Below are 26,065 nucleotides of genomic sequence, written 5' to 3' on the forward strand. Positions count from 1 at the left end.
TCTAGCCCTCCACTTTTTGGATGCACCAAGAAATTAAGGTCTCTAGACGCTCCACATTTTCAGTCAGATGGAGATAGCCCATCACTGCTTCAAAACCTGTAGACATGCGGTAAGTCACCACATCTGCATTTTTAGCCTTTGTGTGACTATTGGTATTGCGACCACGTTTGTAGATTTCTTCTTCTTTTTCCGTCAGGATTTGCTCCTCCAACATGAGGGAAATCAAGCGAGCCTGAGCCTTGGCTGACACATACTTAGTCGCCTCTTGGTGGAGCTTGTTGGGTTTGGTCATCCCTTTGAGGATAAGATGGCGACGAATATACATGGAATAAACCGCATCCCCCTCAAAAGCCAGCGCAATCCCATTAATGAGATTGACATCAATCACGTGTCCACCTCACTCCATCCTTGGTGTCAAGGAGCTTAATTCCTTGAGCCGCCAATTGGTCACGGATTTGGTCCGCTGTCGCAAAGTCACGATTGGCACGCGCTTCTTGGCGTTTTTGGATCAAGGCCTCGATATCTGCATCCAAAACTTCCTCGATAAAGACAATTCCAAAGACTTCCAACATAGCCGCAAGAGCTTCCTTAACACTTGCATCATAGTTGCCAGAATTGATCCATTTGGCCATCTCAAAGACAACTGTGATACCGTTGGCAGAGTTGAAATCCTCATCCATAGTGGCAACAAACTTATCTTTAAAAGCCTGCAACTCTTGAGTATCTACAGTCCCAGAAAATGGTTGCTCGTAAGTGTTCTTCAGATATTTGAGATTGGTCTCTGCATCCCGCACTGCCTTTTCAGTAAAGTTGATTGGTTTACGGTAATGCTGAGTCGCAAAGAAGAATCGAAGCACTTGACCATCAATGGTTTTGAGGGCATCATGGACGGTGATAAAGTTGCCCAAGGACTTAGACATCTTGACATTATCAATGTTAACAAAGCCATTATGCATCCAGTAGTTAGCAAAAGTCTTGCCTGTTTTTGCTTCTGACTGGGCAATTTCATTGGTATGGTGAGGAAACTCCAAATCAGCTCCACCACCGTGGATATCAATGGTATCTCCCAAAATCTCTGTCGACATGACTGAACATTCGATATGCCAACCCGGACGACCAGGTCCCCAAGGACTGTCCCAAGAAATCTCGCCTGGTTTTGCAGCTTTCCAAAGGGCAAAGTCTACAGGATTTTCCTTGCGAGCTGTTTCTTCATCGGTACGACCTGAAGCACCCAGCTCCAAATCTTCCAAGGTTTTGTTAGCCAATTTGGCGTAATTGTGGGATTTTTCCACACGGAAATAGACATCCCCTTGGCTCTCGTAAGCATAACCTTTTTCAATCAAGTCTTCCACAAAACGAATGATGTCCGCCATAAACTCCACTACACGCGGATGGCGAGTCGCAGGTTTCACACCCAAGGCCGTCACATCCTCACGAAAGGCAGCGATGTACTTGTCCGCAACCTCCAGAGGCGTGATACCTTCTTCCTTGGCACGGTTGATAATCTTATCGTCTACATCTGTAAAGTTGGAAATATAGGCAACTTCGTAGCCACGGTATTCGAAATAACGACGAATGGTATCAAAAGCCACCGTCGAACGGGCATTCCCAACGTGGATATAGTTGTAGACGGTTGGCCCACAGACATACATCTTAACCTTACCGTCCTCGATTGGGACAAATTCTCGCAAATCACGAGACATGGTGTCATAGATTTTAATCATAAAATACTCCTATATCCTACTATCTATAAAAATTTCAGCAATAAATCAAAAAGAGTAGCAGCCGCACTTGCAACTTCAATAGTTCTTAAAATTGGTTCATACTTTTCTACGAAATATTCCAATTTTTGTTTATCTTGCGGAGAAGTAATGATACTATCAATTTCGCTATCATTAATACCATGTCGAATCAATTCTGTTTTGTATTCATTCAACACTGAAATAATTTCATTATAGTAATTGCTATATCTGTTATCTTGATAGTTATTACCAGCATAGTTATTTTGAACGGGAGCATTATGGACTATACTGGTTGAGTAGTTATTATATTCCTCTCTAGGTTTAATCGTAAAAACGATATAAAAAGGGGCGAATAATTCTTTGCTATCTTTCTTATATTCTAGGTCTATTCTATCTAATATAACATACTCCAGTTTTGGATCTGCTTCATTTGTTCTCGGATCAATTGCAAAAACACTTTGACCAGGAAAAAAATTATCAAGAATATAATCGTACTTTCGTGGTTGATACTTTGTGTACTCAAACAATAAGCACAATTTCCCATCAATTTCTTCTTTTTGACCTATAATATCGCTATAATCTGCCTCCATGTCCATTTTCATTTCTTTTTGTTTAGAGTAAAAGTAAAAACAGATAAATGAAAAGAAAACTAAAATAATAAAAAAAATATCCATTCCGACCACTTCCCTTACTTATATATAACTGTTCTCTACAACCCCGACGATCTGTGACTGGCTTCTTTAGCCTGCTCGAGTTTATTGACGTAGTACTCTCGTTTTTCTTCGACTTCGTGAATGACCGGCTCATCCTTCTGTCCATGAACTCGGACGATCTTAGCCGGAATACCGACAACCGTCACATCACTAGGTACGTCTGCCACGACTACTGCAGCAGCACCGACTTTGGCATTTTCACCGATTTCTACCGGTCCGATGACTTGGGCATGGGCTGATATGAGAGCTCCTTTACGCACAGTCGGATGGCGTTTGCCAACATCCTTCCCTGTCCCACCAAGTGTTACTCCGTGATAAAGAAGAACGCCTTTTTCAACAATCGCTGTCTCTCCAATCACCAGACCTGAACCGTGGTCGATAAAAACACCTGAGTCAATCTGGGCACCCGGATGAATCTCAATCTGGGTCCAAAAGCGCCAAAACTGACTGTGCATCCGAGCTAGGAGTTTGAAGCCATGCTTCCATAGAAAATGCGAGAGACGGTGGGCAGCTAAGGCCTTGACACCTGGATAAGTCAGCAAAACTTCCAAACTGTTGCGTGCCGCTGGATCATTTTCTTTTACAATATCAATGGTTTCGCGCCACCATCCCATACATTTCTCCTTTTCTTATTCTGAATCTTTTGGTGTTTCTGTAAATTCTTTCTTAGGTTTGTGGTCCTTGTGATGACGTGGACGGTGAGGTCGCTCGGACTTTTCGCCTTTTTCATCATGCTCAGGTTTTGGTGGACGTGGAAGAAGAGCCTTCATAGAAGCATCAACACGTCCTTTTTCATCAATCTTGATAACTTTGACATCGACTTCGTCTCCAATAGCCACCAAGTCTTCGACATTATTGGTACGCGTCCAAGCCATTTCCGAAATGTGAACGAGGGCGTCTGTCTTGTCAAAGAGGTTAACAAAGGCACCGAATTTCTCGATACGAACAACCTTGGCATGGTAAACTTCATCTACTTTAGCCTCACGAACCAAGCCAGCAATGATTTCCTTGGCACGGTTAATAGCAGCTTGGTCACTAGAGTAGATCGATACGTTTCCTTCTTCGTCGATGTCAATCTTAACGCCTGTTTCAGCGATGATCTTATCGATGGTTTCTCCACCCTTACCGATGACAATCTTGATCTTGTCCACATCAATCTTGATAGTATCAATTTTCGGTGCGGTTGGAGCCAATTCTGGACGAACTTCTGGAATGGTTGTTTCAATCACATCAAGGATTTCAAAACGCGCTTTCTTGGCTTGGGCAAGAGCCTCTGTCAAGATTTCTGCAGTGATTCCTTGAATCTTGATATCCATTTGAAGGGCTGTAATCCCCTCACGAGTACCTGCTACCTTAAAGTCCATGTCTCCAAAGTGATCTTCCAAACCTTGGATATCGGTCAAGACTGTGTAGTTATTTCCATCTGAGATGAGACCCATGGCAATCCCTGCTACTGGCGCCTTGATTGGCACACCACCAGCCATAAGGGCAAGAGTTCCCGCACAGATAGAGGCTTGAGAAGAAGAACCATTTGACTCCAAGACTTCTGCTACCAGACGGATAGCGTATGGGAATTCTTCCAAGCTTGGCAAGACTTGAGCAAGAGCACGCTCACCGAGAGCACCGTGACCAATTTCACGACGACCAGGCGCACCGTAACGACCTGTTTCCCCTACAGAGTATTGAGGGAAGTTATAGTGGTGCATAAAGCGTTTCTTGTACTCTGGATCCAAACCATCGATGATTTGAGTTTCCCCCATTGGAGCCAAGGTCAAGACTGAAAGGGCTTGAGTTTGCCCACGAGTGAAGAGACCGGAACCGTGCACACGAGGAAGAAAGTCAACAACCGCATCCAAAGGACGGATTTCATCAACCTTACGACCGTCAGGACGTACCTTATCTTCTGTAATCAAACGGCGCACTTCAGCGTGTTCCATTTGTTCCAAGATTTCAGCCACATCACGCATGATACGGTCAAATTCTTCGTGGTCTACATATTTTTCTTCGTAAACAGCAGTAACTTGGTCTTTAACTGCTTGAGTTGCAGCTTCACGAGCCAATTTTTCTTCTACTTGAACCGCTTTTTGGAGGTCGCTGTTGTAGGCTGCGATGATTTCAGCTTGCAAGTCAGCATCTACATGAAGCAATTCCACTTCTGCTTTTTCCTTACCGACTGCCGCAACGATTTCTTCTTGGAAGGCAATCAATTCTTTGACTGCTTCATGCCCTTTGAGAAGAGCTTCCAACATGATTTCTTCTGACAATTCTTTGGCACCAGACTCAACCATGTTAATAGCGTGTTTGGTACCAGCTACTGTCAATTCAAGAAGCGATTGCTCTGCCTGTTCTTGAGTAGGGTTGATAATGATTTGGCCATCAACATAACCTACTTGTACCCCAGCGATTGGTCCGTCAAACGGAATATCTGAGATAGAAAGTGCCAAGGATGATCCAAACATTGCCGCCATTGGAGCAGAGGCATTTTCATCATAAGAAAGGACGGTGTTGATCACTTGCACTTCGTTACGGAAACCTTCCGCAAACATTGGACGGATTGGACGGTCAATCAAACGCGCTGTCAAAGTCGCATCTGTTGAAGGACGTCCTTCACGTTTCATAAAGCCACCAGGAAACTTCCCAGCCGCATACATTTTTTCTTCGTAGTTGACTTGAAGTGGGAAGAAATCCCCAGTTGCCATCTTCTTAGACATAACGGCAGCAGTCAAGACAGTTGACTCACCGTAACGCACGACAACTGCACCATTTGCTTGCTTAGCAACCTGACCAGTCTCTACAATCAACTCACGACCCGCAAAAGTCGTTTGAAACACTTGTTTTGTCATTTTAATCCCCTTTGGATTGATGAAATTATACGCCTTGCCTACAAAGATCAAGATACTAAGCCGTTAAGCAACTCAAAGGAAAATAGGAAATCGAACGACGGAGCGACTGCTCCTAGGTAGATTTATCTTTTTCCACAGAGTTGTAGGCGTGTTCAATTAATCAAGATATTTTGGACGGTTAGGCTTGCCGAACATTTCTGTAGAAAAATAGGAAGGTGACGCCGCACTCGATGAGTGCTAGGAAGCTTATCTTTTTTCCTAAGAAATGAGACCAAAATTCAATTAAGTATCTTTTTGATAGTTCCCTGAAATAGTGTGAACTGGAGGTAAAATTATCCAGTGGATGATTTTAGAAATCCAGGGAATTTCATCCCTAATTTTTGAGCCAAATGTTTCAAAAATCTCGTCTTAGATAATAACATTGTTATCATCTAAGATACCACTATAGCGTAAAATATCTTTTAATACTCACTTCGTTCGTATTTTTTATAGACACCTATTATCAGGTTTTAATAAAAAACTTCTATAACTTAAATACCCTCATCTTTGTATCAAGTACGTACAGAGTCTATTTTATCATATTTTTCTTAAAAAGTGCGGGCTTTTCTATTAAAAAGGAACCATTCCCCTCACCTGAGAAGAATGGTTTGCTTTTTATTATCCTAAAGACTGATGATTAAACAAGGCATGGGTTGCTTGGTGGATGTATTTTGCTGTTTCAGCATTGTTCATGGTGTAGAGATGCACACCTGCAACATCCTGAGTGACCAAGTCCACGATTTGGTCCACTGCATAGGCAAGTCCTGCTGCTCTGAGCGACTCAGGGTCATGCTCATACTTGTCTAAGATAGCTTTAAATTTACGTGGAAGGTGGATATTCTCACAAGTCTTCAAGAGACGAAGCGCTTGGTTACGGTTCAGAATGGGCATGATCCCCGCATGAATAGGAACATCAATCCCTGCCAAGGTACACTTGTCTTGGAAATCATAGAAACGCTCATTGTCAAAGAAAAGCTGCGTTACGAGACTTGAACAGCCTGCGTCTACTTTCTTCTTGAGGTTTTGGATATCCGAGATCTGGTTTGGCGAGTCAGGGTGTCCCTCTGGGTAGCAAGCTCCAACAATCTCAAAGTGAGGAGCCTGTTCCTTGATGAACTCGATCAAGTCCGTTGCGTAGCGAAAATCCTTTTGTGGCTCCACATCAGAGATAATATCCCCACGTAAGGCCAAGATTTTCTGTACCCCAACCTTATCCAAGTCTGCAATGGTTTCAGCAACTTTGTCCTTGGTCAGATAGATAGCTGGCAAGTGGGCAATGGTTGGAATCGCCAAATCATTCTGGATAAAGTCAGCCAAACGAACCGTTGTTTCCTTGATATTAAATTTATTATTGCTGGCAGTCACACTGATAAAGTGCGGTGTCAGCTCCCGCATATCCTGCAAGGCTGAAATAATTTTATCATTACCCACAGCTGGGTTTGGAGGGAACACTTCAAATGAAAGTGACGGCGTTTGGCGTGACATAGTCATTATCCTTTTCTTTTTGATTTCATGATTGCTGAGCAGCTAGGCCAACAGTTCCTTGAACAGTCAGTGTCAAGAGAGAAATCTTATCTTACAATTTCTCACGCGCAGCTTTTGCTGCTTCGACAAGGCGGATCAAGCTTTCTTTTGTTTCTGGAATACCGCGTGTTTTCAAACCACAGTCAGGGTTGATCCAAACTTTCTTGCTTGGTACTTTGGCAAGGATAGCATCGATTGTGTGGTCAATTTCGCCTTCATTTGGCACACGAGGTGAGTGGATATCGTAAACCCCAGGTCCCACTTCTGTTTGGAAGTTTTTCGCTTTGAGTTCGTCCAAGATTTCAAGGTTTGAACGGCTTGCTTCAAAGGAAATAACATCCGCATCCATGTTGTCGATGGCTGGGATGATATCTGTAAATTCTGAGTAACACATGTGAGTGTGGATTTGAGTGTCTGGCGCTACTGTAGAGTGTACCAAGCGGAAGGCTGGAATAGCCCAGTCAAGGTAGTCTTCGTACCAGTCGCTACGACGGAGTGGCAATTTCTCACGAAGAGCAGCCTCGTCAATTTGGATAATCTTCACGCCAGCAGCTTCAAGGTCAAGAACTTCATCCTTGATAGCAAGGGCGATTTGAAGAGTTGAGTCCTTGATAGAGATGTCTTCACGTGGGAATGACCAGTTAAGGATGGTAACAGGTCCTGTCAACATACCCTTAACAGGTTTGTCAGTACGGCTTTGTGCGTAGCTAGACCATTTCACAGTGATTGGGTTAAGACGAGTGACGTCACCCCAGATGATTGGTGGTTTCACCCCACGCATACCGTAAGATTGTACCCAACCATTCTTAGAGAAGAGGTAACCGGACAAGTTTTGTCCGAAGTATTCAACCATGTCGTTACGCTCGAACTCACCGTGTACCAGCACGTCAAATCCAACTTCTTCTTGCCATTTGATCCATTCATCGATAGTTTCAGCAAGAAAGGCATCGTATTCTTCTTGTGACAATTCACCCTTACGGTAAGCCAAACGTTTGGCACGGACTTCCTTAGTTTGAGGGAATGAACCGATGGTTGTTGTTGGAAGAGCTGGAAGTTTAAAGGCTTCTTCTTGGATAGCTTCACGTTCTGCAAAGGCTGGCAAACGAGTGTAGTCTGCGTCAGTCAATCCAGCGATGCGCGCACGAAGTTCTGCATTTTCACCCACACGCTCAGTCGCAAAGAGTTCTTTGTTAGCTGCAAGAGCTTCTGCACCTTGACCATTGCGGATAGCATCCAAGTCACGAAGTTCTTCCAATTTTTCAACCGCAAAGGCAAAGTGGTTCAAGATTGCTGGTTCAAATTCTTCATTGGCAGTTGTAAATGGCACATGAAGAAGTGAGCATGAACTTGTCAAGACAATGTTTTCAGCTGGGATTTGCTCAAGAACAGCCAAGCTCTTTTCGTAGTTGTTGCGCCAAATGTTTTTACCATTGACAATACCTGCATAGAGAGTCTTGTCAGCTGGGAAACCACCTTTAACGAGTTCAAGCGTTTTCTTACCTTCAACGAAGTCAAGACCAATGGCATCTACTGGCAAGTTCACAAGGTCAGTGTAGACGTCACGAACGTCACCGAAGTAAGTTTGAAGCAAGACTTCAAGACCTTTCTTGTCAGCCAAGAGTTTGTTGTAGAGGTTCAAGAAGAGAGCTTTTTCTTCAGCTGTCAAATCTTTGACAAGAGCCGCTTCATCGAGTTGGATGCGAGTCGCACCAAGCTCCGCCAATTTAGCAAAAACTTCTTGGTAAGCAGCCACTAAGCCGTCTACGAAGTCTTCAGCTTTCACGCCTTCTTCAAAGTCTGATAATTGAAGGAAAGTGAATGGACCTACAAGGACAGGACGAGTGTTCAATCCAAGTTCTTTAGCTTCTTGGAACTCATCAAAAATCTTGTGACCTGCAAGTTTGACTTGAGTGTCTTTTTCAAACTTAGGAACGATGTAGTGGTAGTTGGTGTTGAACCATTTCTTCATTGGAAGGGCACGAACATCCCCTTTTTCACCTTGGTAACCACGCGCCAAAGCAAAGTAGCGCTCAAGGTCAGATAAGTCCAAGTTTTGAACAGAAGCTGGCACCACGTTGAAGAGGAAAGCTGCATCTAGGAAGTTGTCATAGTGAGAAAAGTCGTTTGATGGGATTTCAGTGATGCCTTTTTCTTTGACGATGTTCCAGTGTTTCGCGCGCAATTCTTTTGCTGCTGCAAGGAGTTCTTCTTCTGAGATTTCTTTTCTAAAATATTTTTCAGTTGTAAATTTTAATTCGCGGAATTCGCCCAAACGAGGGAAACCGATGATCGTAGTTGACATGATGTGTCCTCCAAAATTTGTTGTTGAAACTATCTTAACAGAAAAGAAAGCGCCTGTATAATTGTAAATAATTAGGATTTGATATAGTTTGAAACTATATCATTATTTTGAACAAAAGAAAAAGACTTGAGACCAGTGCCTCAAATCCTTTGTATGGCTTGTTTTGTGTTGTCTTTTAGTTAAAATGCTCAAACAAGCTATTGATAATTCTCATAAGTGACTATGGCTTGATATTAGAAAAGACTATAGGTTGATCCCCTTCTCTCGGAGATTAGCCAGGCACTCCTCATAGTATCCTGCATCATGCTCACTGTAGACGGGATTGTCCAACTTCTCCTCAGGCAAGTCTTCATAGGGAGGGCAAATTTTGCCACGGTAGTCCTTATCCAGCCACTCTGGACTGACATTGTAGCCACGGTCAGCCATCTCCTTCATGATCAAGCGATGATAGGCATAGAGATGATAGGGCGAGTGGGTAAAGACATAGTTAACCGTCGCATGCTTTCTCCCCCAGCCATTGCCACGCAGGGCGCAGCACTCTCGATGTTGACCCAAAAGTTGAGGACGGGGAAGTTGTGAAATCAAAGCCTCATGCCAAAGTCTCATGGGAGTCTCCTTTCAGTAAAGTCGAATGTTGCAAGTAGGTATTGGGATAGCGTTCAAGCAAGTATCGAGTCTTAGCAATCAAGTCTTCCTTAGAAGCCTGACCAAAGCGGTAGCGATCCAGTAAGAGCATATAGTCCTTACGCTCGGCATCTGTCGCTTTCTTTTTGAAATAGCCCCAAACATGCTGGAAGGCATTGCAAACCTGACCCTTGTGTTCTGGGATTTGACAGGCACGGTCAATCATCTCTTGAACCAGACTCAGCTCCACCTGTTCATTCTTCAAATATTGACGAATCTCATTGTAAATATTGCTAGAATGGCTCAAAACGAGGTATTTATTTCTAGCCCAGAGTTGTTGGCACTGGGATTTTTGATTAGTTTGTTCCATCTTTCTCCTTGTTTTCTATCCGTTTCCAGGAAATATGGAAACAAAGTTGTATTTAAAAAATGAGTGAATTATAAGCGAATCAATATTTTTTGTAGCTCCTGATTTTTCTAATAAATCGTGTTCGACAACCCCTTAAATACCTGAATAAGTCTCTACTAACAACTGAATCTTACGTAAAACTTCTTGCTTTTTCCGTTCACGCGCTCCCTGTCTACGAGAAGTTGGTGGAATAATCGAATCCAAATCAGTCCCACTATTTTCAGCATAACCTCGTTGAATTGATTTGTCGATAAACAATTGATAGTCATCTACAAGTTTCTCAGCCTCAGCTAGGTCTTGAATCGCGATTTTCTTGCGCTCCTTGCCATATTCGTAGAAAGCATGGATAATCCCATCATGGTCTTTCAATTTTTGCAAATCGGTGTCATTGATAAATCCAATAACCAACTCTTCTTTGGCACGGATATCAATACTAGAACGAATCACGCGACTAACTTCTGCTTTCATTACTTCTTTAGACTCAGAATTCTTCGATTTTTCAACAATCAATGCCAAGATATAGTCTAGGTTAATCTCATCAGTTTTTAGTAACTCAATTTCAAATTCGACATCTGAAAGGTCAACATCCAAATCCTTAGTCTTTTCATAGTTTTTAAGATTCAAAAATTCATCTCGAATTTCCACATAGGCACTTCTTAAATCTTGAAGATAACCTTCAGAAATAGGTTTGTCGATTTCTTGGAATTCGTCATAATTTCGAAGAACATTATCAAGTTTCAATAACTCACCAAATAACTTAACAAACTCTTTTTTATCGTGCTCTGTTTCAATCTCTTGCGGATTTGGGAATTTTTCCAGAATTTCCTGACAAACCGCAGTATATCCTTTGACCTCGATACCCGTTACCTGATCGACAAAACCATCCATGTATTCACTAAAGCTTTTTTCTAAGATGATTTCAAGCTTATTTGTGTCTCCAAAAGTCTTAATAGCTTCTTGCGTAGCCTTTTCTAAATCACGAAAACAAACAATATTTCCAAAAGGTTTAACCCTATTAAAAATTCGATTGGTTCTCGAGAATGCCTGAATCAATCCATGATAACGAAGGTTTTTATCGACAAAGAGAGTATTCATGGTCGGAGCATCAAATCCTGTCAAGAACATACCCACTACAATCAGTAAATCCACTTCCTTGGACTTAACTCGTTTAGAAAGGTCACGATAGTAATTTTGAAACTCTTTACCATCTGTCGAAAAGTTCGTCTTGAACATTTGATTATAGTCGTAGATTGCCTTAGCCAGAAACTCTTTAGAAGATAGAGACATAGCTGTATCTTGAGGGTCTAGCTCTTCGTCTTGAATTTCCCCATAAGCTGACTGTTCTTCGTTAGGTGCAAAGCTAAAAATGGTTGCAACTTTTAAGCGTTTAGCTTCTGGTAAAGCTGCTTGTTGTCGCTGGATTTCTTCATAGTATAATTTTGCTGCTTCAATACTTTGTACAGCCAGCATGGCATTAAATCCAAACAGTTGTTTTTGCTTATGAGTATAATGTTGATTTCGATGCGTTTTGTCATTATAAACTCTCAACAGGTACTCTGTGATGGTTGCTATCCGTTCTGGATGCAAAAGGAGTTCCTTCTCCATCTTTTTGAGTTTCTTCTCATCAAGCTCTTGACCAACTGCTTTTTCTGCTTCTCTATATTTATTGATTTCAGGCTTGATATAGTTATAGTCAACCTTGAACTTCAATACTTTTTTATCTCGAATAGCATCTGTGATAACGTAATTATGAAGTTGTTCTCCAAAAACTTCCTGGGTCGTTTCACCCGTTAAGCTATTTTCTGGGAAAATCGGTGTTCCTGTAAATCCATACAAAGCATACTGTTTAAAGGCCTTCTTAATCCGCTTCTGCGCCTTCCCAAACTGCGAACGATGACACTCATCAAAAATCAAGACACATTTTTTAGCATAGACTTCATGATTTGGATTTGCTGTTATAAACTTGTTTAACTTTTGAATGGTTGTGACAACGATTCGATCATCATTTTCTTCGATACTTCGTTGGAGTTCTTTGGTATTGTTGCTACCATTGACTGAATTTGGCTGGAATTTTTGATACTCCTTCATGGTCTGATAGTCAAGGTCTTTTCTATCAACGACGAATATCACTTTGTCAATGTAGTCCAACTCTGTTGCCAAGCGTGCAGTCTTAAAGCTGGTCAAGGTTTTCCCCGACCCTGTCGTATGCCAGATATAGCCACAAGCATTGATAGAGCCAAAGTTCTTCATTTCATTGGAAGAATGAATCTTGCGCAAGATACTCTCAGTTGCTGCTATCTGATATGGGCGCATGATGAGCAAGGTATTATCAGCATCAAAAACACAATACTTGGTCAAAACTTCTAAGAGGACTCGCTTACTTAAGAAAGTGACAGTAAAGTCCTCGAGGTCATGAATTGTTTTATTTTTGCGGTCCGCCCACTCACAGGTGAACTCATAATGATTTTTATTTTGAGCTGTCGTATTTGCAAAGTAGCGTGTATAAGTGCCATTGGAAATCACAAAAATCTGAATATATTTGTATAAAGAATTTTCACTATTGAAACTTTCCTTACTATATCTATGAATTTGTTCAAAAGCTTCTTTAAGACTAACCCCTCGTCTCTTCAATTCAATCTGAACTAACGGCAGACCATTCACTAAAATAGTCACATCATAACGGTTGGTATGACTGCCCACTTGGGTCACCTGGTTGATGACCTGCATGCTGTTGTTATGAATGTTTTTCTTATCAAGGATGAAAATATTTTTAATTTGCCCATCATCAAAGACAAAATCATAGATATGATTTTCTTGGATTTTTCGTGTTTTTTCAACTAACCCTTCATTGGGACAGTCTAAATACTCCATTACAAAGCGATTCCACTCAACATCCGAAAAAGTCACCTTATTAAGTTTTTCTATTTGCACCTTGGCATTGGCTAAGAGTTCGGCAGGCGTATGAATATCTAGTCGCTCATAGTTTAGGCTATTAACCAGATCAGATATCAGCTGATTTTCCAAGTCTGCCTCAGACTGATATTCTCTATCTGTGCGATACTCTGGTTGATACTCAGCCAAGAGAATCCCTTCATTTGTTTCCGCAATTACTTCATGTATTTTTGAATAATCAACCATATCATGCTTCCTCGGTATTCTTTGTATATTCTAGTGCAAATGACTAATATCTTTATTGAAATAGTATTTCTCAATAAACTTCTTGTAGATCACTTTAAATTGTTCTTTATCATCTTCTGTAATATCGGGAAACTCTTCAACCGATTGTTTATCATGACTAAATAAATTTAAGTATCTTCTATGAACCTTATCTCTTTCACTTTCAGGTATAATTTCTTCCCACGATTTATATCCTAAAAAAGTAGAAGTTTTTTCAAAAAGTGATCTTAATAAATTATAGTGATATTTTTCTAATTGATTCACTTTAATAGCTTCATCTATTATATCTATAACCTTCAAGTGGTAAGCAAACGGAGAATCAGAGGTCTCTTTCAAATGATAGGTTTCATCACCAGTAGTCAAATCCAACTTGTGTTCAAGTACAAATCTACTACATGAATCACCTTTTAATTCATTAAATAACACGTTAAAAAATAGTGGATGATGAGTTGTGATAATAAATTTTAAACCACTAGATTCATGAACGGTTTCAGTCGTTTTTTCAAACTTACTTTCCTTTATTAAACTAGCTAAATCAACAGCCATTTCAATTATTTTTCTGTCATCTAAAGAGGAAACAGGATCATCTATAAAAATATACTTTAAATTTGGGAAAGAGTCCTGAGCATTCTTACTTTGAATAACTTCATTCAGAAAAGTATAGAAAATACTCCAGATAAAACTATTTTCTTCTCCTTTAGAAATTTTTATATTATTCTCTGTAATTCTTTCATCTTCACCATGTTCATTTTTGGCAGTATAGGTTTTTGAAAATTTAACTGTCCTAAAGTTGTCTTGGAAATTTGGTGAAATAATTTGCTGTTTACTTCTTAAATCATTACCTTCAGGGAAAATTCCAAGGTAATCTTGAAATAAATCAATTATCTCATTTTCCTTTCCCTGATCTTCAAGAATATACTTCAAAAATGTTGATTCCAGATTTATATTTAATTTTCTATCCCAATCGTCTTGCAAATCATTATCCCAAGAAAATAAATCTTCTGTAAATGCATTAAAATAAAAAATTTTCTTTTCGTCTATCCCCTTATTCTGAAGTTGACCAAGTTCATCGCCATCCAATTTTTCCTTAACAGCCATAGATAGTCTAGTTTTTCCACTTCCATTAAAAGCATATAGAAGGGAACTCTTTGATTTTTTTGAAATAAGATTATCCGCAAGGCTTTCCAATGTTTCGAATTCTGTCATAGTATACTGTCACCTTTTTTATTAAAATTGAACATCATTTTTCTCCAATATTCATATTGTTTTTGACGCAGTTCAATCTCCTTAGGCAATCCGATGTTTAGGTCATTACAAACCTTGTCAAAGTTGTCTAGAACTTGAACAATACGAGATTGGATTTCGAGAGAAGGGACTGGAATTTTCAATGATGAAAATGTAGATAAATTAAGATTATCCTGTGCACTACCATAACTCTTATTTGCAAGATAATCTTTTATTGAATTTAAGTAATAGTAAACATATTCTGTAATGGCAAATTTTGGATTTGCAACAAACCCTATAATACTATCAGGGAAACAAGCATCAAATCCTAATAATCCAGTTTCCGCTATATTAGCAGCAATTGTGATACACAATGTTCCCTTTTCCCACTGCTTACTTTGTTGCAATCCAAAAGCACTATAAGTTTGAGAATAGTTTTCAATCCATTTACCAGCCTCTCTTATATCTCCCGTCTGTATGAACGGTATATCGCCACCATATAATCTTGCATCATTTCTAGGCCTATGTTTCGATTTCCCTCGACCAAAATCTTTTGCTACTTCTTCTAGAGTCTTCCACTCAACCTGATAGAACTCATCCTCAAATGATAAAAGCTTATCTCGATAATAAGAATATTGCTTTTTACGTGAGGTCAATTCTGAGGTCAATTCTGAGGTCAATTCTGTAACATAATCAGTCATTTTGTCAAGTGTTTGCACTATTTTTTCTTGGATTTTTCTAGGAGGGATAGGGATTAATAATCCCTCTAAAGATGATTTATTTAAGGCTGGTATGCCATCAAACGTGCATAAGTTTTCAATTTCTTTGGAACTATTCTTTAAATAAAAATATAAAAATCTAGGTAGTAATACTTCCTCATCTTTAGCTGTCGCAGAATAATTCAAATTTCCTCTAAAATACTTACCTTCATTCCAAGAAACATAACCAACACCTGCTCCTCGTGAAGTTATTCCAATAGGATCATTTTGTGTGTTAAAAATATTGATATAACCTAACGGTTCTTTTCCACTATTAATTACCGGGAAATTCCCTAAATTATTTTGAATAAAAGTCTTATTTATATTTTTTCCTGCCTTTACTTCACACACTTCCCCCAACTCTTTCCACTCAACGGGACAGTTTTGGATTTCTTCTAGGATGTTCATCACTTACCTCCTTCCTTGGCTAGATTTTCAATGCTTTTAATTTCTTTGAGGTAATCTTTTTCAACTTGACTAAGGGTTTTGGCTTGGTAGCTCTTATATTCCTTATCTACCTTCTGCTTCATCTGTTCACGAGAGATCGAACCACTGTTATCCAGTAAGTCTTCTCCAGTAGCCTGAAGGATACGATCTACATGTGTCGCCCAGTCCGCCATAGTCATGACTTCTTCTCGCTCTGCCTGTCTTTCAGCAAAGTCTAGATATCCTGATACAAGCTGATTGAGTCCACGGAGTTCCTTTTCTGTCAGATAGTTCTTGGCAACTTTTGCTTCAGATAGGGTAGGGAGGTCGCCCTTAAAAGTGGTCAAGCCCATAAACTCCTTTTCACTATCAACACGATTGTAGATGAGTTCGCTCGCAGTATTGTGGTGAATAGCATAATGCATCTTGTTTTGTACTGTCGCAAAGAATTTCTTTGCCTCTGGTGAGTTTGCATTGTAGTCACTTGATGTAGCAAAGAGATCCAAAACCTGACGGTAAAAGACTTTTTCACTCGAGCGAATGTCTCGGATTCTTTCAAGGAGTTCTTTAAAATAAGAGCCTCCACCCAAGTTTTTCAAGCGCTCATCATCCATAGCGAAGCCCTTGATCAGATACTCTTTCAAGACTGTCGAAGCATAATGTCTGAACTGGATTCCACGAAGAGAACGCACACGATAGCCAATTGCCAAAATCATATCGAGATTATAGTAGGCGACTTTTTTTGACTGAGTTTTACCTGCTATTGCACCGTGACGAGTGGTTGTCAACTGATAGTTGACAACCACTGTTTCATCCAATTCACCATCTTCAAAGATAGCCTTGATATGTTTACTAATGTTTTGCTTGGAAGTCTGAAAAAGCTCAGCTAGTTCTTGTTGGGTCAGCCAGACCGTTCCATTATCCAAGTGGAGTTCAATAGCGGACTCCCCGTCATCAGTTCTATAGAGAATCACATCATTAGTCATGGCTCAATTCCTCTACAATCTTATCTATCTCTACACGCAAGTGGTCAATCTTGGCAACAGTCTCAGCGATTTCTTTATTGAGCACATCTATATCAATCTTCTCACGTGTGTCTTCTTGTTCGACATAAGTTGACACAGATAGATTGTAATCCTGCTCTGAACCAATCACATCATTATCAACAAGAGCTGCTTTATAGTCTACACTTTGATAATTAGCGAACAATTCAACAATATGCTCAATATTGCTATCTGTTAAAACATTGTTATTGGTCTCTTTTTTGAACTCTTTACTCGCATCAATAAAGAGTGTTTTATTTTCAAGTTTATTCTTCGCCAGAACTAAAATCGTAGTTGCGATAGAAGTGCCAAAGAAGAGATTATCTGGAAGGGCAATGACTGCTTCAACAAAGTTGTTATCTACCAGATACTGACGAATGGTCTTTTCAGCACCTCCACGATAGAAAATGCCTGGGAAACAAACAATTGCTGCCCTACCTTTATTAGACAAGTGGTTGAGACTATGCATGATAAAGGCAAAGTCAGCTTTTGACTTAGGAGCTAGTTTCCCTGCTGGAGCAAAACGGTCATCGTTTATCAGAGTTGGATCTCCATCTCCCACCCATTTAACAGAATACGGAGGGTTAGAAACGATAGCATCAAAAGGCTTTTCTTCCAGATGCTGAGGATTTAAAAGGGTATCTCCTCGCTTAATATCAAAGTTATTGTAGTTGATATTGTGTAGGAACATATTCATACGAGCCAAGTTATAGTTGGTCATATTGATTTCCTGACCAAAGAAACCATCCTCCAAGATATGGTCTTCGTATTGTTTTTTCATTTGAAGAAGGAGAGAGCCTGAACCACATGTTGGGTCATAGACCTTGTTAATCTTGTTTTTTCCGACCATGACTAGTCGAGCTAACAGTTTAGATACTGTCTGTGGTGTGAAAAATTCACCCCCACTTTTTCCTGCATTACTAGCATAGTTTGAAATCAAGAACTCATAGGCATCACCAAAGGCATCAATGTCATTTTCCTCAAAATTGCCAAAGTTAATACTATTGATACCATTAAGAATGTCAGAAAGGCGTTTATTTTTTTCTGGAACAGTTCCACCAAGGATATTGCTTCGTGTGTCCAAGTTATCAAACAAACCTTTGATATCGTCCTCTGATTTGAACCCAATCGCTGACTTCTCAATGTCTTGGAAAATATTAGCTAAGTCTTCGTTTAGATTTTCATTTTGCGAGGCGTTCTTGACGACATTTTCAAATAATTGACTTGGAAGGATAAAGAACCCCTTATCCTCAACTGTCCCTGGTTTGAAATCTTGCTCAGCTTCTTGGTCACTTAAGTCAACATAACGGAATTCTAAATCACCAGCCTCATGCTCCGCACGGTCAAAATAGTCTGCCATGTGCTCTGAAATAAAACGATAGAACAGAATTCCTAGGATATATTGCTTAAAATCCCAACCGTCTACAGCTCCACGAACATCGTCTGCAATCGCCCAAATTTTACGATGCAGCTCCTTGCGTTCTGCATTTTCTTTACTTGCCATTTTTACTTTCCTTAATTAATGTATTATCTTTTCTATTTTATCATATTTCAAGAAAAACCACTCGACCTGACTAGAGCGAGTGGGCTATAAACTATTCTTAACTTTATTAAGGTAGTAGCTCTTTGTTCATACGGTCCTTATCATCACTCTTTACGAATACAATATTCCGTTTACCTGTTAACTCTATCAGTTTTTCCTTCCCAAGGATGATTGCGAGATTCTTAATAATTGAACGTTTAGCTGGTTCATCAAAGTAAGTGTAAATAAATCGATATAGATACTCACCTTTCTCTGCTAATTCAAAACATTTTTGGAATATCTCTTTATCCAGAGGATCTACAGAGTGACCAAAAACAATGATATTTTTAGAAGTAATATAACTCTCAAAATCATTATCAGGAAATTGAATAGTTTGTCTGAAGAATTCTTCAAATTTATTTCCGGTCTCTTTAACAACTCTTTGGTAATACTTCTGATAAGGAATCAAATCACTGTTGACATCATTTTCTTTATCCTCAATTCCAAAGACCATGGTATTGAGCCTATTAAACGTTCTATCTAAATCAATTCGACCATGTATAAAATGAGTTCTTTCTTCAACAGTTCTAAATAGATAACTTGACGTGTTGGTATAATTAAAGTTTAAAACATAAGAACTTAATAAATGAGGTACTGCATCTAAAGCTGTTGGTCTTGCTTCAATCCCTCGAACTTCAAAATCTAAATAATCTATATATGACAGATAGATTTCTAACAATTCAATCAATAGATCAAGTTGCCTGATAAATTTACTATTTAATTTTTCAAGTGTAACTTCTCTTTCCAAAGAATCCCAGCCTTCCTCTTTATAAAAGGAAATAAAGCTTCTTGCAACAAATACTTTTGAACTATAATTATTTTCACTTACTAATTTATCTTCAAGTACCCAAAATTGATTTGCAGGAGCAATTTGAAATAGCAAATCACTCTTCTCCTTAAAATACATTATTGCATCTGCAAGTTGAGAAATCATGGTTTCAAGATTTGACCAATTATCCCCAAGGGTATCTTTATTCTCATTAATAAATTTCAAATACAAATTATCCTTATATTTCTCAATCCTTATATTTTTAACTTTTAGGAACTCCAGTAACTCCTCATTTGGATTAGAGAATAATTGTTTTTCAAAGTAAATAAAATTGGTATACTTTGTTTTTCGCCCCATTGCAATATCAAAACCATTACCTAAAATTAAAATTGTATCTGCCATATTTTCTCCCTTTGCTTTTTTATTTTCTAGAGGGGTATATTTTACCTCCCCTACTCCAACTGGCTTTTAACCTTCTTCTTAGTCAAGATACGGTCATTTTTGTTAGAGAGAGCTTGGATACGAGCTTCAAGAAGGATTTTCCGTCCGGCCTCTGTTCGTGTGTAGATCAGGTGATAACGTCCAATAGTTGGCGTCAGAAAGTCGAGGAATTTCTGTGCATCTTCCTTGCGCTTGTCAAAAAGACTAGGAACGACATAGTAAGGTGACTGACCTTGTCGGACTTTCTCTGCCTTCAAGAGATAGCGCTGATTGTCCACTGGAGCAAAGAACTCTCCCACAGTCTGTGCAAACAGCTCCTTGTCCCTCATGCTTCCTCCCTTGAGATAGGCAAAAACCATATAGTTGTCCTTGTCCTCCTCTACCTGAACACGGGATTGATCGTCCGTTAGATGCCCCGAATCTAGCAGAGCCTTTCGGATCTGCTCACCAAGGAATTGCATACGCCTATAGGGGCTTTTATAGAGGAGATAGCGTGATGTAGCAAAAGCTAGAAAGAGGAGACAGGCTGCCGTAAGCCACCAAACTCTAATCAGTCTCAATCTAAACAACAAGAGCAATAAATCCACTGCTAGGAGCAACAAAGACATGCGAACCCATTTTAAGGCATCAAACTGGAGCATGATTGGAATCTTCTGTTGTTGAGCAGCGACTTCAGTGACAATCTCAAATCTATCTGCCACTACGAGAGCATCTTGCCATTTTTTGCGCAAGCCTGCTCGATCCTTTGAGAGACTCTTAACTCGCTCATTATACTCGCTGATTTGCTTTTTCCTAAAGGGGGGCTTGGGAAAATCCAAACGATCCAAACCGGTCTCAATACTCTCCTGATTATAGGCCAAGCCAAGAAAATGCTCCATCCGTCGCGACAAGGTCTCCAGATCCTGATTGCTCTCTGGTCTAGGCTCCTCACCAGGAAGAGTGATAAGTGCTTGCGCTTGAACGGCTACCAGATGCCAAATGTTACTGGTCTTTTCTGGATGTCCCGGCCAGATACGAATGGCACGGCCACGCATCTGGTTACTTAGCATAAAGCTCCCCACAAAGCTTCCGAGGATTAGGGAATTAACACAAGGAGCATCCCAACCCTCTCCGAGGAGAGATTTGGTTCCGACTAGGACTTGAATCCGCCCTCGTTGAAAAAGCTCCGTCACTGTCGCTACGATTCCCTTAGCTGAGCTTGGAAAACCAACCTGCACATAATCTTTTGGATCTAAGTGACCAATAGATGAGAAACTAAGAGGAACCTGAGGCAAGAGTTCCTTCAACTCTGCTGCCACATCGGTAGGCAAAATAACGACACTACCTGACAAGACAGCCAAAGACACAGGGATCTCTTGCTCCTGAGCTTTTCGACGAATGCTTTCAAAATAAGGGAGTACCCCCAACTGAGAAATGGTCGCCTGATCATCTCCCAGATAGGTGGCAAAATCCTTTCGAATATAGTCAGCTAGTACTAACTGTCTCAGTTCCTGACCTAGACTCTCATACTCTGTCCAGAAGATATCGGCGATGGCAGACAACTTCCCTAGAGATTGGGTTAAAAGTTGATCGGAAGTCTTGGACTTAACTAGATAAACCTGACGTTTTTCCACCAAGCCACGCGCCTTCAAGTCAGCCTCTAACTTTTTCTTATATCCATCTGGATCCTCATACCAATCTGGTGTCTGATAGAGTATGCTCTGCAACAGTGTCTCCAGCCAGTAGGAGGTCAATGCTGGAAGCTTCTGGGTTCCCAGTAAATTTTGCAAAGAGGGAGGAATCGTTAACCTCTGAGAATGCATATAAATCAACATAGCAGACAAGTACTTGGGATCTTCTAAGAGCAAATCTGATGAAATGTCTCCTTTGAGGCCTTTGAACCTGCTACAAATGTTTGAAAATCAGGATCGACTATAAGGTGGTGAATATAGTCCCACTTAGTCTCCTCAAACCGTTTGAGACGTTTCGCCTCTTCAGCTGTTGGTGAACAGATATAAACAAAATCCTGATGAGGGCAGAGGGTGTCTTCCTTGACTAGTTCAGGTACCGTGATTTCTTGGTCAATTTCCCCACACATTCGGATATAGCGTTCCCAAAGTTCAGGTTCGCTGTCATAAGGTGGTGTCGCTGTCAGGGAGATGACTTGCAACTGTCCATACTGCTTGCGAAAGACTTCCAGACTTTTCCACCATTCATTGCGCAGGTGGTGGCATTCGTCCAAGCAAAGAGTAGCAACTTTCTGTGCTCTTAGACTTGCAAGCAAATCAAACCCCACAAAATCCTCTGCTTCTCCATCTTCTTGTGATTGCAATTGGTTCATGGCGCTATGAAAAGCCTGATATGTCACAATCGTTAATGCCTTCATCTCCTTTAAGTTTTGGGAAACGAGATCTGAAATCTTCTGTTCGTTCTCTAAAAAGGCTGTTTGGATCCTATCTACCCATTGTTCACGAATGGTGACAGTTGGAACCAAGACAAGGGCTGGGTTGCCAAAACGAGCGATCAGCTCGATACCAATGGTGGTCTTGCCGGACCCTGGTGCCGCCACTAGGTGAACATGGCCATCTGTTTGATAGTTCTGAAAACGATCTAAGACTTCCTTTTGGTACTTTCTCCATCTTCCTTTAAATTTTAAATCTAACATTTCTTTCACCATTATATCTCTTGACTTACTCCTTTAATTGTACCACACTTATATAAAAAGCAAGATAAGGAATCAAATTAGTCTTTATAAGAAAAATATGGTATAGTAGAATCATACTATCTATGAGGAGTTTACATGTCACAGGATAAGCAAATGAAAGCTGTTTCTCCCCTTCTACAGCAAGTCATCAATATTTCATCTATCGTCGGGGGAGTCGGCACCTTGATTTTCTGTATTTGGGCCTATCAGGCGGGTGTTTTACAATCAAAGGAAACCCTATCGGCCTTTATCCAGCAAGCTGGGGTTTGGGGGCCACCACTCTTTATCTTTTTACAGATCCTACAAACCGTCGTTCCGATCATTCCGGGAGCTTTGACCTCAGTGGCTGGGGTCTTTATTTACGGCCACATCATCGGAACCATCTACAACTATATCGGCATCGTGATTGGCTGTGCCATTATCTTTTACCTGGTACGCCTCTACGGAGCTGCCTTTGTCCAGTCCGTCGTCAGCAAGCGTACCTATGACAAGTACATTGGTTGGCTAGATAAGGGTAATCGTTTCGAGCGTTTCTTTATCTTTATGATGATCTGGCCTGTCAGTCCAGCTGACTTTCTCTGTATGCTGGCTGCCCTCACCAAGATGACCTTCAAACGCTATATGATTATCATCATTCTGACCAAGCCCTTTACCCTAGTGGTTTATACTTATGGTTTGACCTATATTATTGATTTCTTCTGGCAGATGTTTTGAGAATAGAAAAATCCGTTTGGTTTCCCAAGCGGATTGTTTGTTTTATTTTGCGACACTCTTAGCAAGGACAAAATTTCCAAGTGTGGCAGAACCATTGCCTGCGACTGCTGGAGTCACGATGTAGTCACGCACGTCAGGTACTGGTAGGTAGCCGTTGAGAAGAGCTGTAAATTTCTCACGCACACGGTCCAGCATGTGTTGTTGGGCCATAACCCCACCACCAAAGACGATGACGTCTGGACGGAAAGTCACAGTAGCATTGACCGCAGCTTGAGCGATATAGTAAGCTTGAACATCCCAGACAGAGTTGTTGAGTTCAATATTTTCACCACGAACACCTGTACGGGCTTCGAGACTTGGACCAGCCGCAAAGCCTTCCAAACAGCCTTTGTGGAAAGGACAAACGCCATTAAATTCTTTTTCTACATCCATTGGGTGTTTAGCTACATAGTAGTGACCCATCTCAGGGTGACCGACACCACCGATAAACTCACCACGTTGGATAACACCTGCACCGATACCTGTACCGATCGTGTAGTAAACCAAGTTTTCGATACGACCGCCAGCATTGTTACGAGCCACTACTTCACCATAGGCAGAGCTGTTTACATCTGTGGTGAAATACATAGGTACGTTGAGGGCACGACGAAGGGCACCAAGTAAGTCTACATTTGCCCAGTGAGGTTTTGGAGTCGTTGTGATAAAGCCATAGGTTTTTGAATTTTTGTCGATATCGATGGGACCGAAGGAACCGATGGCAAGACCTGCAAGATTATCGAATTTTGAAAAGAACTCGATGGTTTTATCGATAGTCTCGATAGGAGTTGTTGTTGGAAATTGTGTTTTTTCCACAACATTAAAGTTTTCATCACCGACAGCACAGACAAACTTTGTACCGCCCGCTTCTAAGCTTCCATATAATTTTGTCATGATAAACCTCTTATCTTTGTTTTCTCTATTATAGCACATTTTAAAGGGCTAGATTTCTCAATATTTTAGATTTTCCTCTGTAAATCTTACCATCCAAGTAAAAACGAACAAACATAATATTTGTTCGTTTTATTTTTAAATCTGATTTTCGAAGAGGACTAGGCTTTCACTTCGATGATAGCGTCACCCTTGACAACTGAACCGCTTGCGACTGGTGTCACAGAAGCGTAGTCTGCTGTGTTGGTTACGATAACCATTGTTGTGTCGTCAAGACCTGCAGCAGCGATTTTGTTTGAATCAAAGGTTCCGAGAACATCACCAGCTTTGACCTTGTCGCCTTGAGCAACTTTTTGTTCAAAGCCTTCACCGTTCATAGTCACCGTGTCGATCCCAACGTGGATCAAGATTTCAGCTCCATTAGCTGTCTTCAAACCGTAAGCATGTCCTGTAGCAAAGGCGATTGATACTTCTGCATCAGCTGGTGCGTAAACCACGCCTTGGCTTGGTTTCACTGCAATCCCTTGTCCCATTGCACCACTTGAAAAGACTGGGTCATCAACATTCTCAAGGGCAACTACGTCCCCAACGATTGGAGTTTGGATTGTTTCATTTTGAGGAGCTACTGGAATGTTACCAGTTGTTTCTTCTTGAACCAAACGTTCTGTCGCTACTTCAGAAGCAACTTCTTTTTCGTCCTCGTAACCAAACATGTAAGTAAGTGCAAAACCAAGAACGAATGATACAGCTACCATAAGGATGTATTGGAATAATTGACCGTTACCAATGTACAACATTGTACCAGGGATGACTGTGATACCATTACCAGTACCAGCAAGTCCAAGGATTGAAGCAAGTCCACCACCGACTGCACCAGCAATCAATGAAAGGAAGAAAGGCTTACGGAAACGCAAGTTAACCCCGAAGATAGCAGGCTCAGTAATACCTAGGAAGGCAGAAAGAGCAGCTGGGAAAGCAAGAGTTTTCAGTTTAGGATTTTTAGTTTTCACACCAACGGCAACAGTTGCAGCACCTTGAGCAGTCATAGCTGCAGTAATGATAGCGTTGAATGGGTTAGCGTGGTCAGCAGCAAGCAATTGAACTTCAAGCAAGTTGAAGATGTGGTGAACACCTGATACGACGATTAATTGGTGAACTCCACCAATCAAGAAACCACCAAGTCCGAATGGCAAGTTAAGAATAGCTTTTGTTCCAATGAGAATGTAGTTTTCAACAACGTGAAAGACTGGTCCGATAACAAACAATCCAAGGATTGACATTACAAGGAGTGTTACAAACGGTGTTACCAAGAGGTCAAGTACATCTGGAACAACCTTACGAACTGCTTTTTCAAACTTAGCTCCGACAACCCCGATGATGAAGGCTGGAAGAACTGAACCTTGCAAACCTACAACTGGGATAAATCCGAAGAACTGCATTGCAGTTACTTCACCACCAGACGCAACAGCCCAGGCATTTGGAAGTGAATCAGAAACGAGCATCATACCAAGAACGATACCAACAGCTGGGTTACCACCGAATACACGGAAAGTTGACCAAACAACCAAACCTGGCAAGATGATGAAGGCTGTATCTGTCAAGATTTGAGTATATGTTGTCACGTCAGCTGGAAGTGTCATTCCAAGAGCAGTCAAGAGACCACGCACACCCATGAAGAGACCAGTTGCTACGATAACTGGGATGATTGGTACAAAGACGTCACCGAAAGTACGGATAGCACGTTGGAACCAATTTCCTTGTTTAGCAGCTTCTGCTTTCATATCTTCTTTAGAAGATGTTGGCAAACCAAGTGCAACCACTTCGTCATACATCTTGTTTACTGTACCAGTCCCAAATATGATTTGGTATTGGCCTGAGTTAAAGAAAGCTCCTTGAACTTTATCCAAGTTCTCAATCACTTCCTTCTTGATTTTCCCTTCATCTTTGACCATGACACGCAGACGAGTCGCACAGTGGGCTACACTGTTGACATTCTCACGTCCGCCAAGGGCTTCGATGACCTTTTTTGCAATATCCTGATTGTTCATTTGCAAAAATCTCCTTATAAAAATTTTGTTCTTGTTTGAAAGCGATTTTATTCGCCCTACGACTATTATTTTATCAC

Annotated in this window: 18 protein-coding genes and 2 pseudogenes; 2 read left to right on the plus strand and 18 right to left on the minus strand. The window is 40.7% G+C overall.

What is annotated here, in order from left to right:
* Position 1: 1 nt before the first annotated feature.
* From DB729_RS01315 to pnp, 5 genes are read right to left on the minus strand one after another with little or no spacing between them, the layout of a single operon-like run.
* Positions 2-388, minus strand: coding sequence for a Mini-ribonuclease 3 (locus DB729_RS01315; RefSeq protein ID WP_109289706.1), 387 nt, complete (start codon positions 386-388; stop codon positions 2-4).
* Entirely contained in the window at positions 381-1,724 is a 1,344-nt protein-coding gene (gene cysS, locus DB729_RS01320; RefSeq protein WP_109289705.1) for a cysteine--tRNA ligase, read from the minus strand. The genes DB729_RS01315 and cysS overlap by 8 nt, the downstream gene beginning before the upstream one ends.
* A gap of 23 nt (positions 1,725-1,747) precedes the next feature.
* On the minus strand, positions 1,748-2,416 hold the full coding sequence (locus DB729_RS01325) for a hypothetical protein (RefSeq protein WP_009729870.1): 669 nt from the start codon (positions 2,414-2,416) through the stop codon (positions 1,748-1,750).
* A gap of 35 nt (positions 2,417-2,451) precedes the next feature.
* Entirely contained in the window at positions 2,452-3,069 is a 618-nt protein-coding gene (gene cysE, locus DB729_RS01330) for a serine O-acetyltransferase (protein ID WP_061597939.1), read from the minus strand.
* Positions 3,070-3,084: 15 nt separating this feature from the next.
* Positions 3,085-5,298: a polyribonucleotide nucleotidyltransferase gene (gene pnp, locus DB729_RS01335; RefSeq protein WP_109289704.1), complete on the minus strand. Its 2,214-nt coding sequence runs from the start codon at positions 5,296-5,298 to the stop codon at positions 3,085-3,087.
* Between the two features lie 67 nt (positions 5,299-5,365).
* Here pnp and DB729_RS09555 point away from each other — a divergent pair.
* Positions 5,366-5,455: pseudogene (locus DB729_RS09555) on the plus strand (5-methyltetrahydropteroyltriglutamate--homocysteine methyltransferase); the annotation flags it as partial.
* A gap of 500 nt (positions 5,456-5,955) precedes the next feature.
* Here DB729_RS09555 and metF read toward each other — a convergent pair.
* The 11 genes and pseudogenes from metF to DB729_RS01395 all read right to left on the minus strand — a co-directional run bounded on the left by metF (position 5,956) and on the right by DB729_RS01395 (position 22,260).
* The gene (metF, locus tag DB729_RS01345; RefSeq protein ID WP_109289831.1) at positions 5,956-6,822 is read right to left on the minus strand and encodes a methylenetetrahydrofolate reductase [NAD(P)H]; all 867 of its coding nucleotides are present in this window, start codon (positions 6,820-6,822) and stop codon (positions 5,956-5,958) included.
* 91 nt (positions 6,823-6,913) lie between these two features.
* Complete coding sequence (gene metE / locus DB729_RS01350) at positions 6,914-9,163, minus strand: 5-methyltetrahydropteroyltriglutamate--homocysteine S-methyltransferase (RefSeq protein ID WP_007520511.1); 2,250 nt, start codon at positions 9,161-9,163, stop codon at positions 6,914-6,916.
* 243 nt (positions 9,164-9,406) lie between these two features.
* The gene (locus DB729_RS01355; protein WP_109289703.1) at positions 9,407-9,769 is read right to left on the minus strand and encodes a TIGR02328 family protein; all 363 of its coding nucleotides are present in this window, start codon (positions 9,767-9,769) and stop codon (positions 9,407-9,409) included.
* Complete coding sequence (locus DB729_RS01360; protein WP_109289702.1) at positions 9,753-10,157, minus strand: YbgA family protein; 405 nt, start codon at positions 10,155-10,157, stop codon at positions 9,753-9,755. The genes DB729_RS01355 and DB729_RS01360 overlap by 17 nt, the downstream gene beginning before the upstream one ends.
* Positions 10,158-10,289: 132 nt before the next feature.
* Positions 10,290-13,334 (minus strand): type I restriction endonuclease subunit R, encoded by a 3,045-nt coding sequence (locus DB729_RS01365; RefSeq protein WP_109289701.1) that lies wholly within the window; start codon positions 13,332-13,334, stop codon positions 10,290-10,292.
* Positions 13,335-13,364: 30 nt separating this feature from the next.
* Positions 13,365-14,579: an anticodon nuclease gene (locus tag DB729_RS01370; RefSeq protein ID WP_109289700.1), complete on the minus strand. Its 1,215-nt coding sequence runs from the start codon at positions 14,577-14,579 to the stop codon at positions 13,365-13,367.
* Complete coding sequence (locus tag DB729_RS01375) at positions 14,576-15,763, minus strand: restriction endonuclease subunit S (protein ID WP_109289699.1); 1,188 nt, start codon at positions 15,761-15,763, stop codon at positions 14,576-14,578. Before DB729_RS01375 ends, DB729_RS01370 begins: the two co-directional genes overlap by 4 nt.
* Complete coding sequence (locus DB729_RS01380; protein ID WP_109289698.1) at positions 15,763-16,767, minus strand: virulence RhuM family protein; 1,005 nt, start codon at positions 16,765-16,767, stop codon at positions 15,763-15,765. Before DB729_RS01380 ends, DB729_RS01375 begins: the two co-directional genes overlap by 1 nt.
* Positions 16,760-18,328, minus strand: a complete 1,569-nt coding sequence (locus tag DB729_RS01385) for a type I restriction-modification system subunit M (RefSeq protein ID WP_033583435.1) — start codon at positions 18,326-18,328, stop codon at positions 16,760-16,762. The genes DB729_RS01380 and DB729_RS01385 overlap by 8 nt, the downstream gene beginning before the upstream one ends.
* 106 nt (positions 18,329-18,434) lie before the next feature.
* Positions 18,435-19,577 (minus strand): AbiH family protein, encoded by a 1,143-nt coding sequence (locus DB729_RS01390; protein ID WP_109289697.1) that lies wholly within the window; start codon positions 19,575-19,577, stop codon positions 18,435-18,437.
* A gap of 50 nt (positions 19,578-19,627) precedes the next feature.
* A pseudogene (locus DB729_RS01395) lies at positions 19,628-22,260 on the minus strand (DEAD/DEAH box helicase family protein).
* Positions 22,261-22,395: 135 nt separating this feature from the next.
* Here DB729_RS01395 and DB729_RS01400 point away from each other — a divergent pair.
* Positions 22,396-23,013 (plus strand): TVP38/TMEM64 family protein, encoded by a 618-nt coding sequence (locus DB729_RS01400; protein ID WP_000076176.1) that lies wholly within the window; start codon positions 22,396-22,398, stop codon positions 23,011-23,013.
* A gap of 42 nt (positions 23,014-23,055) precedes the next feature.
* Here DB729_RS01400 and scrK read toward each other — a convergent pair whose 3' ends face one another.
* Both scrK and DB729_RS01410 read right to left on the minus strand, forming a co-directional pair.
* Positions 23,056-23,943 carry a fructokinase ScrK gene (scrK, locus tag DB729_RS01405; RefSeq protein WP_109289696.1) on the minus strand — a complete coding sequence of 296 codons (888 nt, stop codon included), beginning with the start codon at positions 23,941-23,943 and terminating at the stop codon, positions 23,056-23,058.
* Between the two features lie 158 nt (positions 23,944-24,101).
* Positions 24,102-25,988 (minus strand): sucrose-specific PTS transporter subunit IIBC, encoded by a 1,887-nt coding sequence (locus DB729_RS01410; protein ID WP_109289695.1) that lies wholly within the window; start codon positions 25,986-25,988, stop codon positions 24,102-24,104.
* Positions 25,989-26,065: the final 77 nt, after the last annotated feature.

This window comes from Streptococcus halitosis (assembly GCF_003143695.2).
Taxonomy (GTDB): domain Bacteria; phylum Bacillota; class Bacilli; order Lactobacillales; family Streptococcaceae; genus Streptococcus; species Streptococcus halitosis.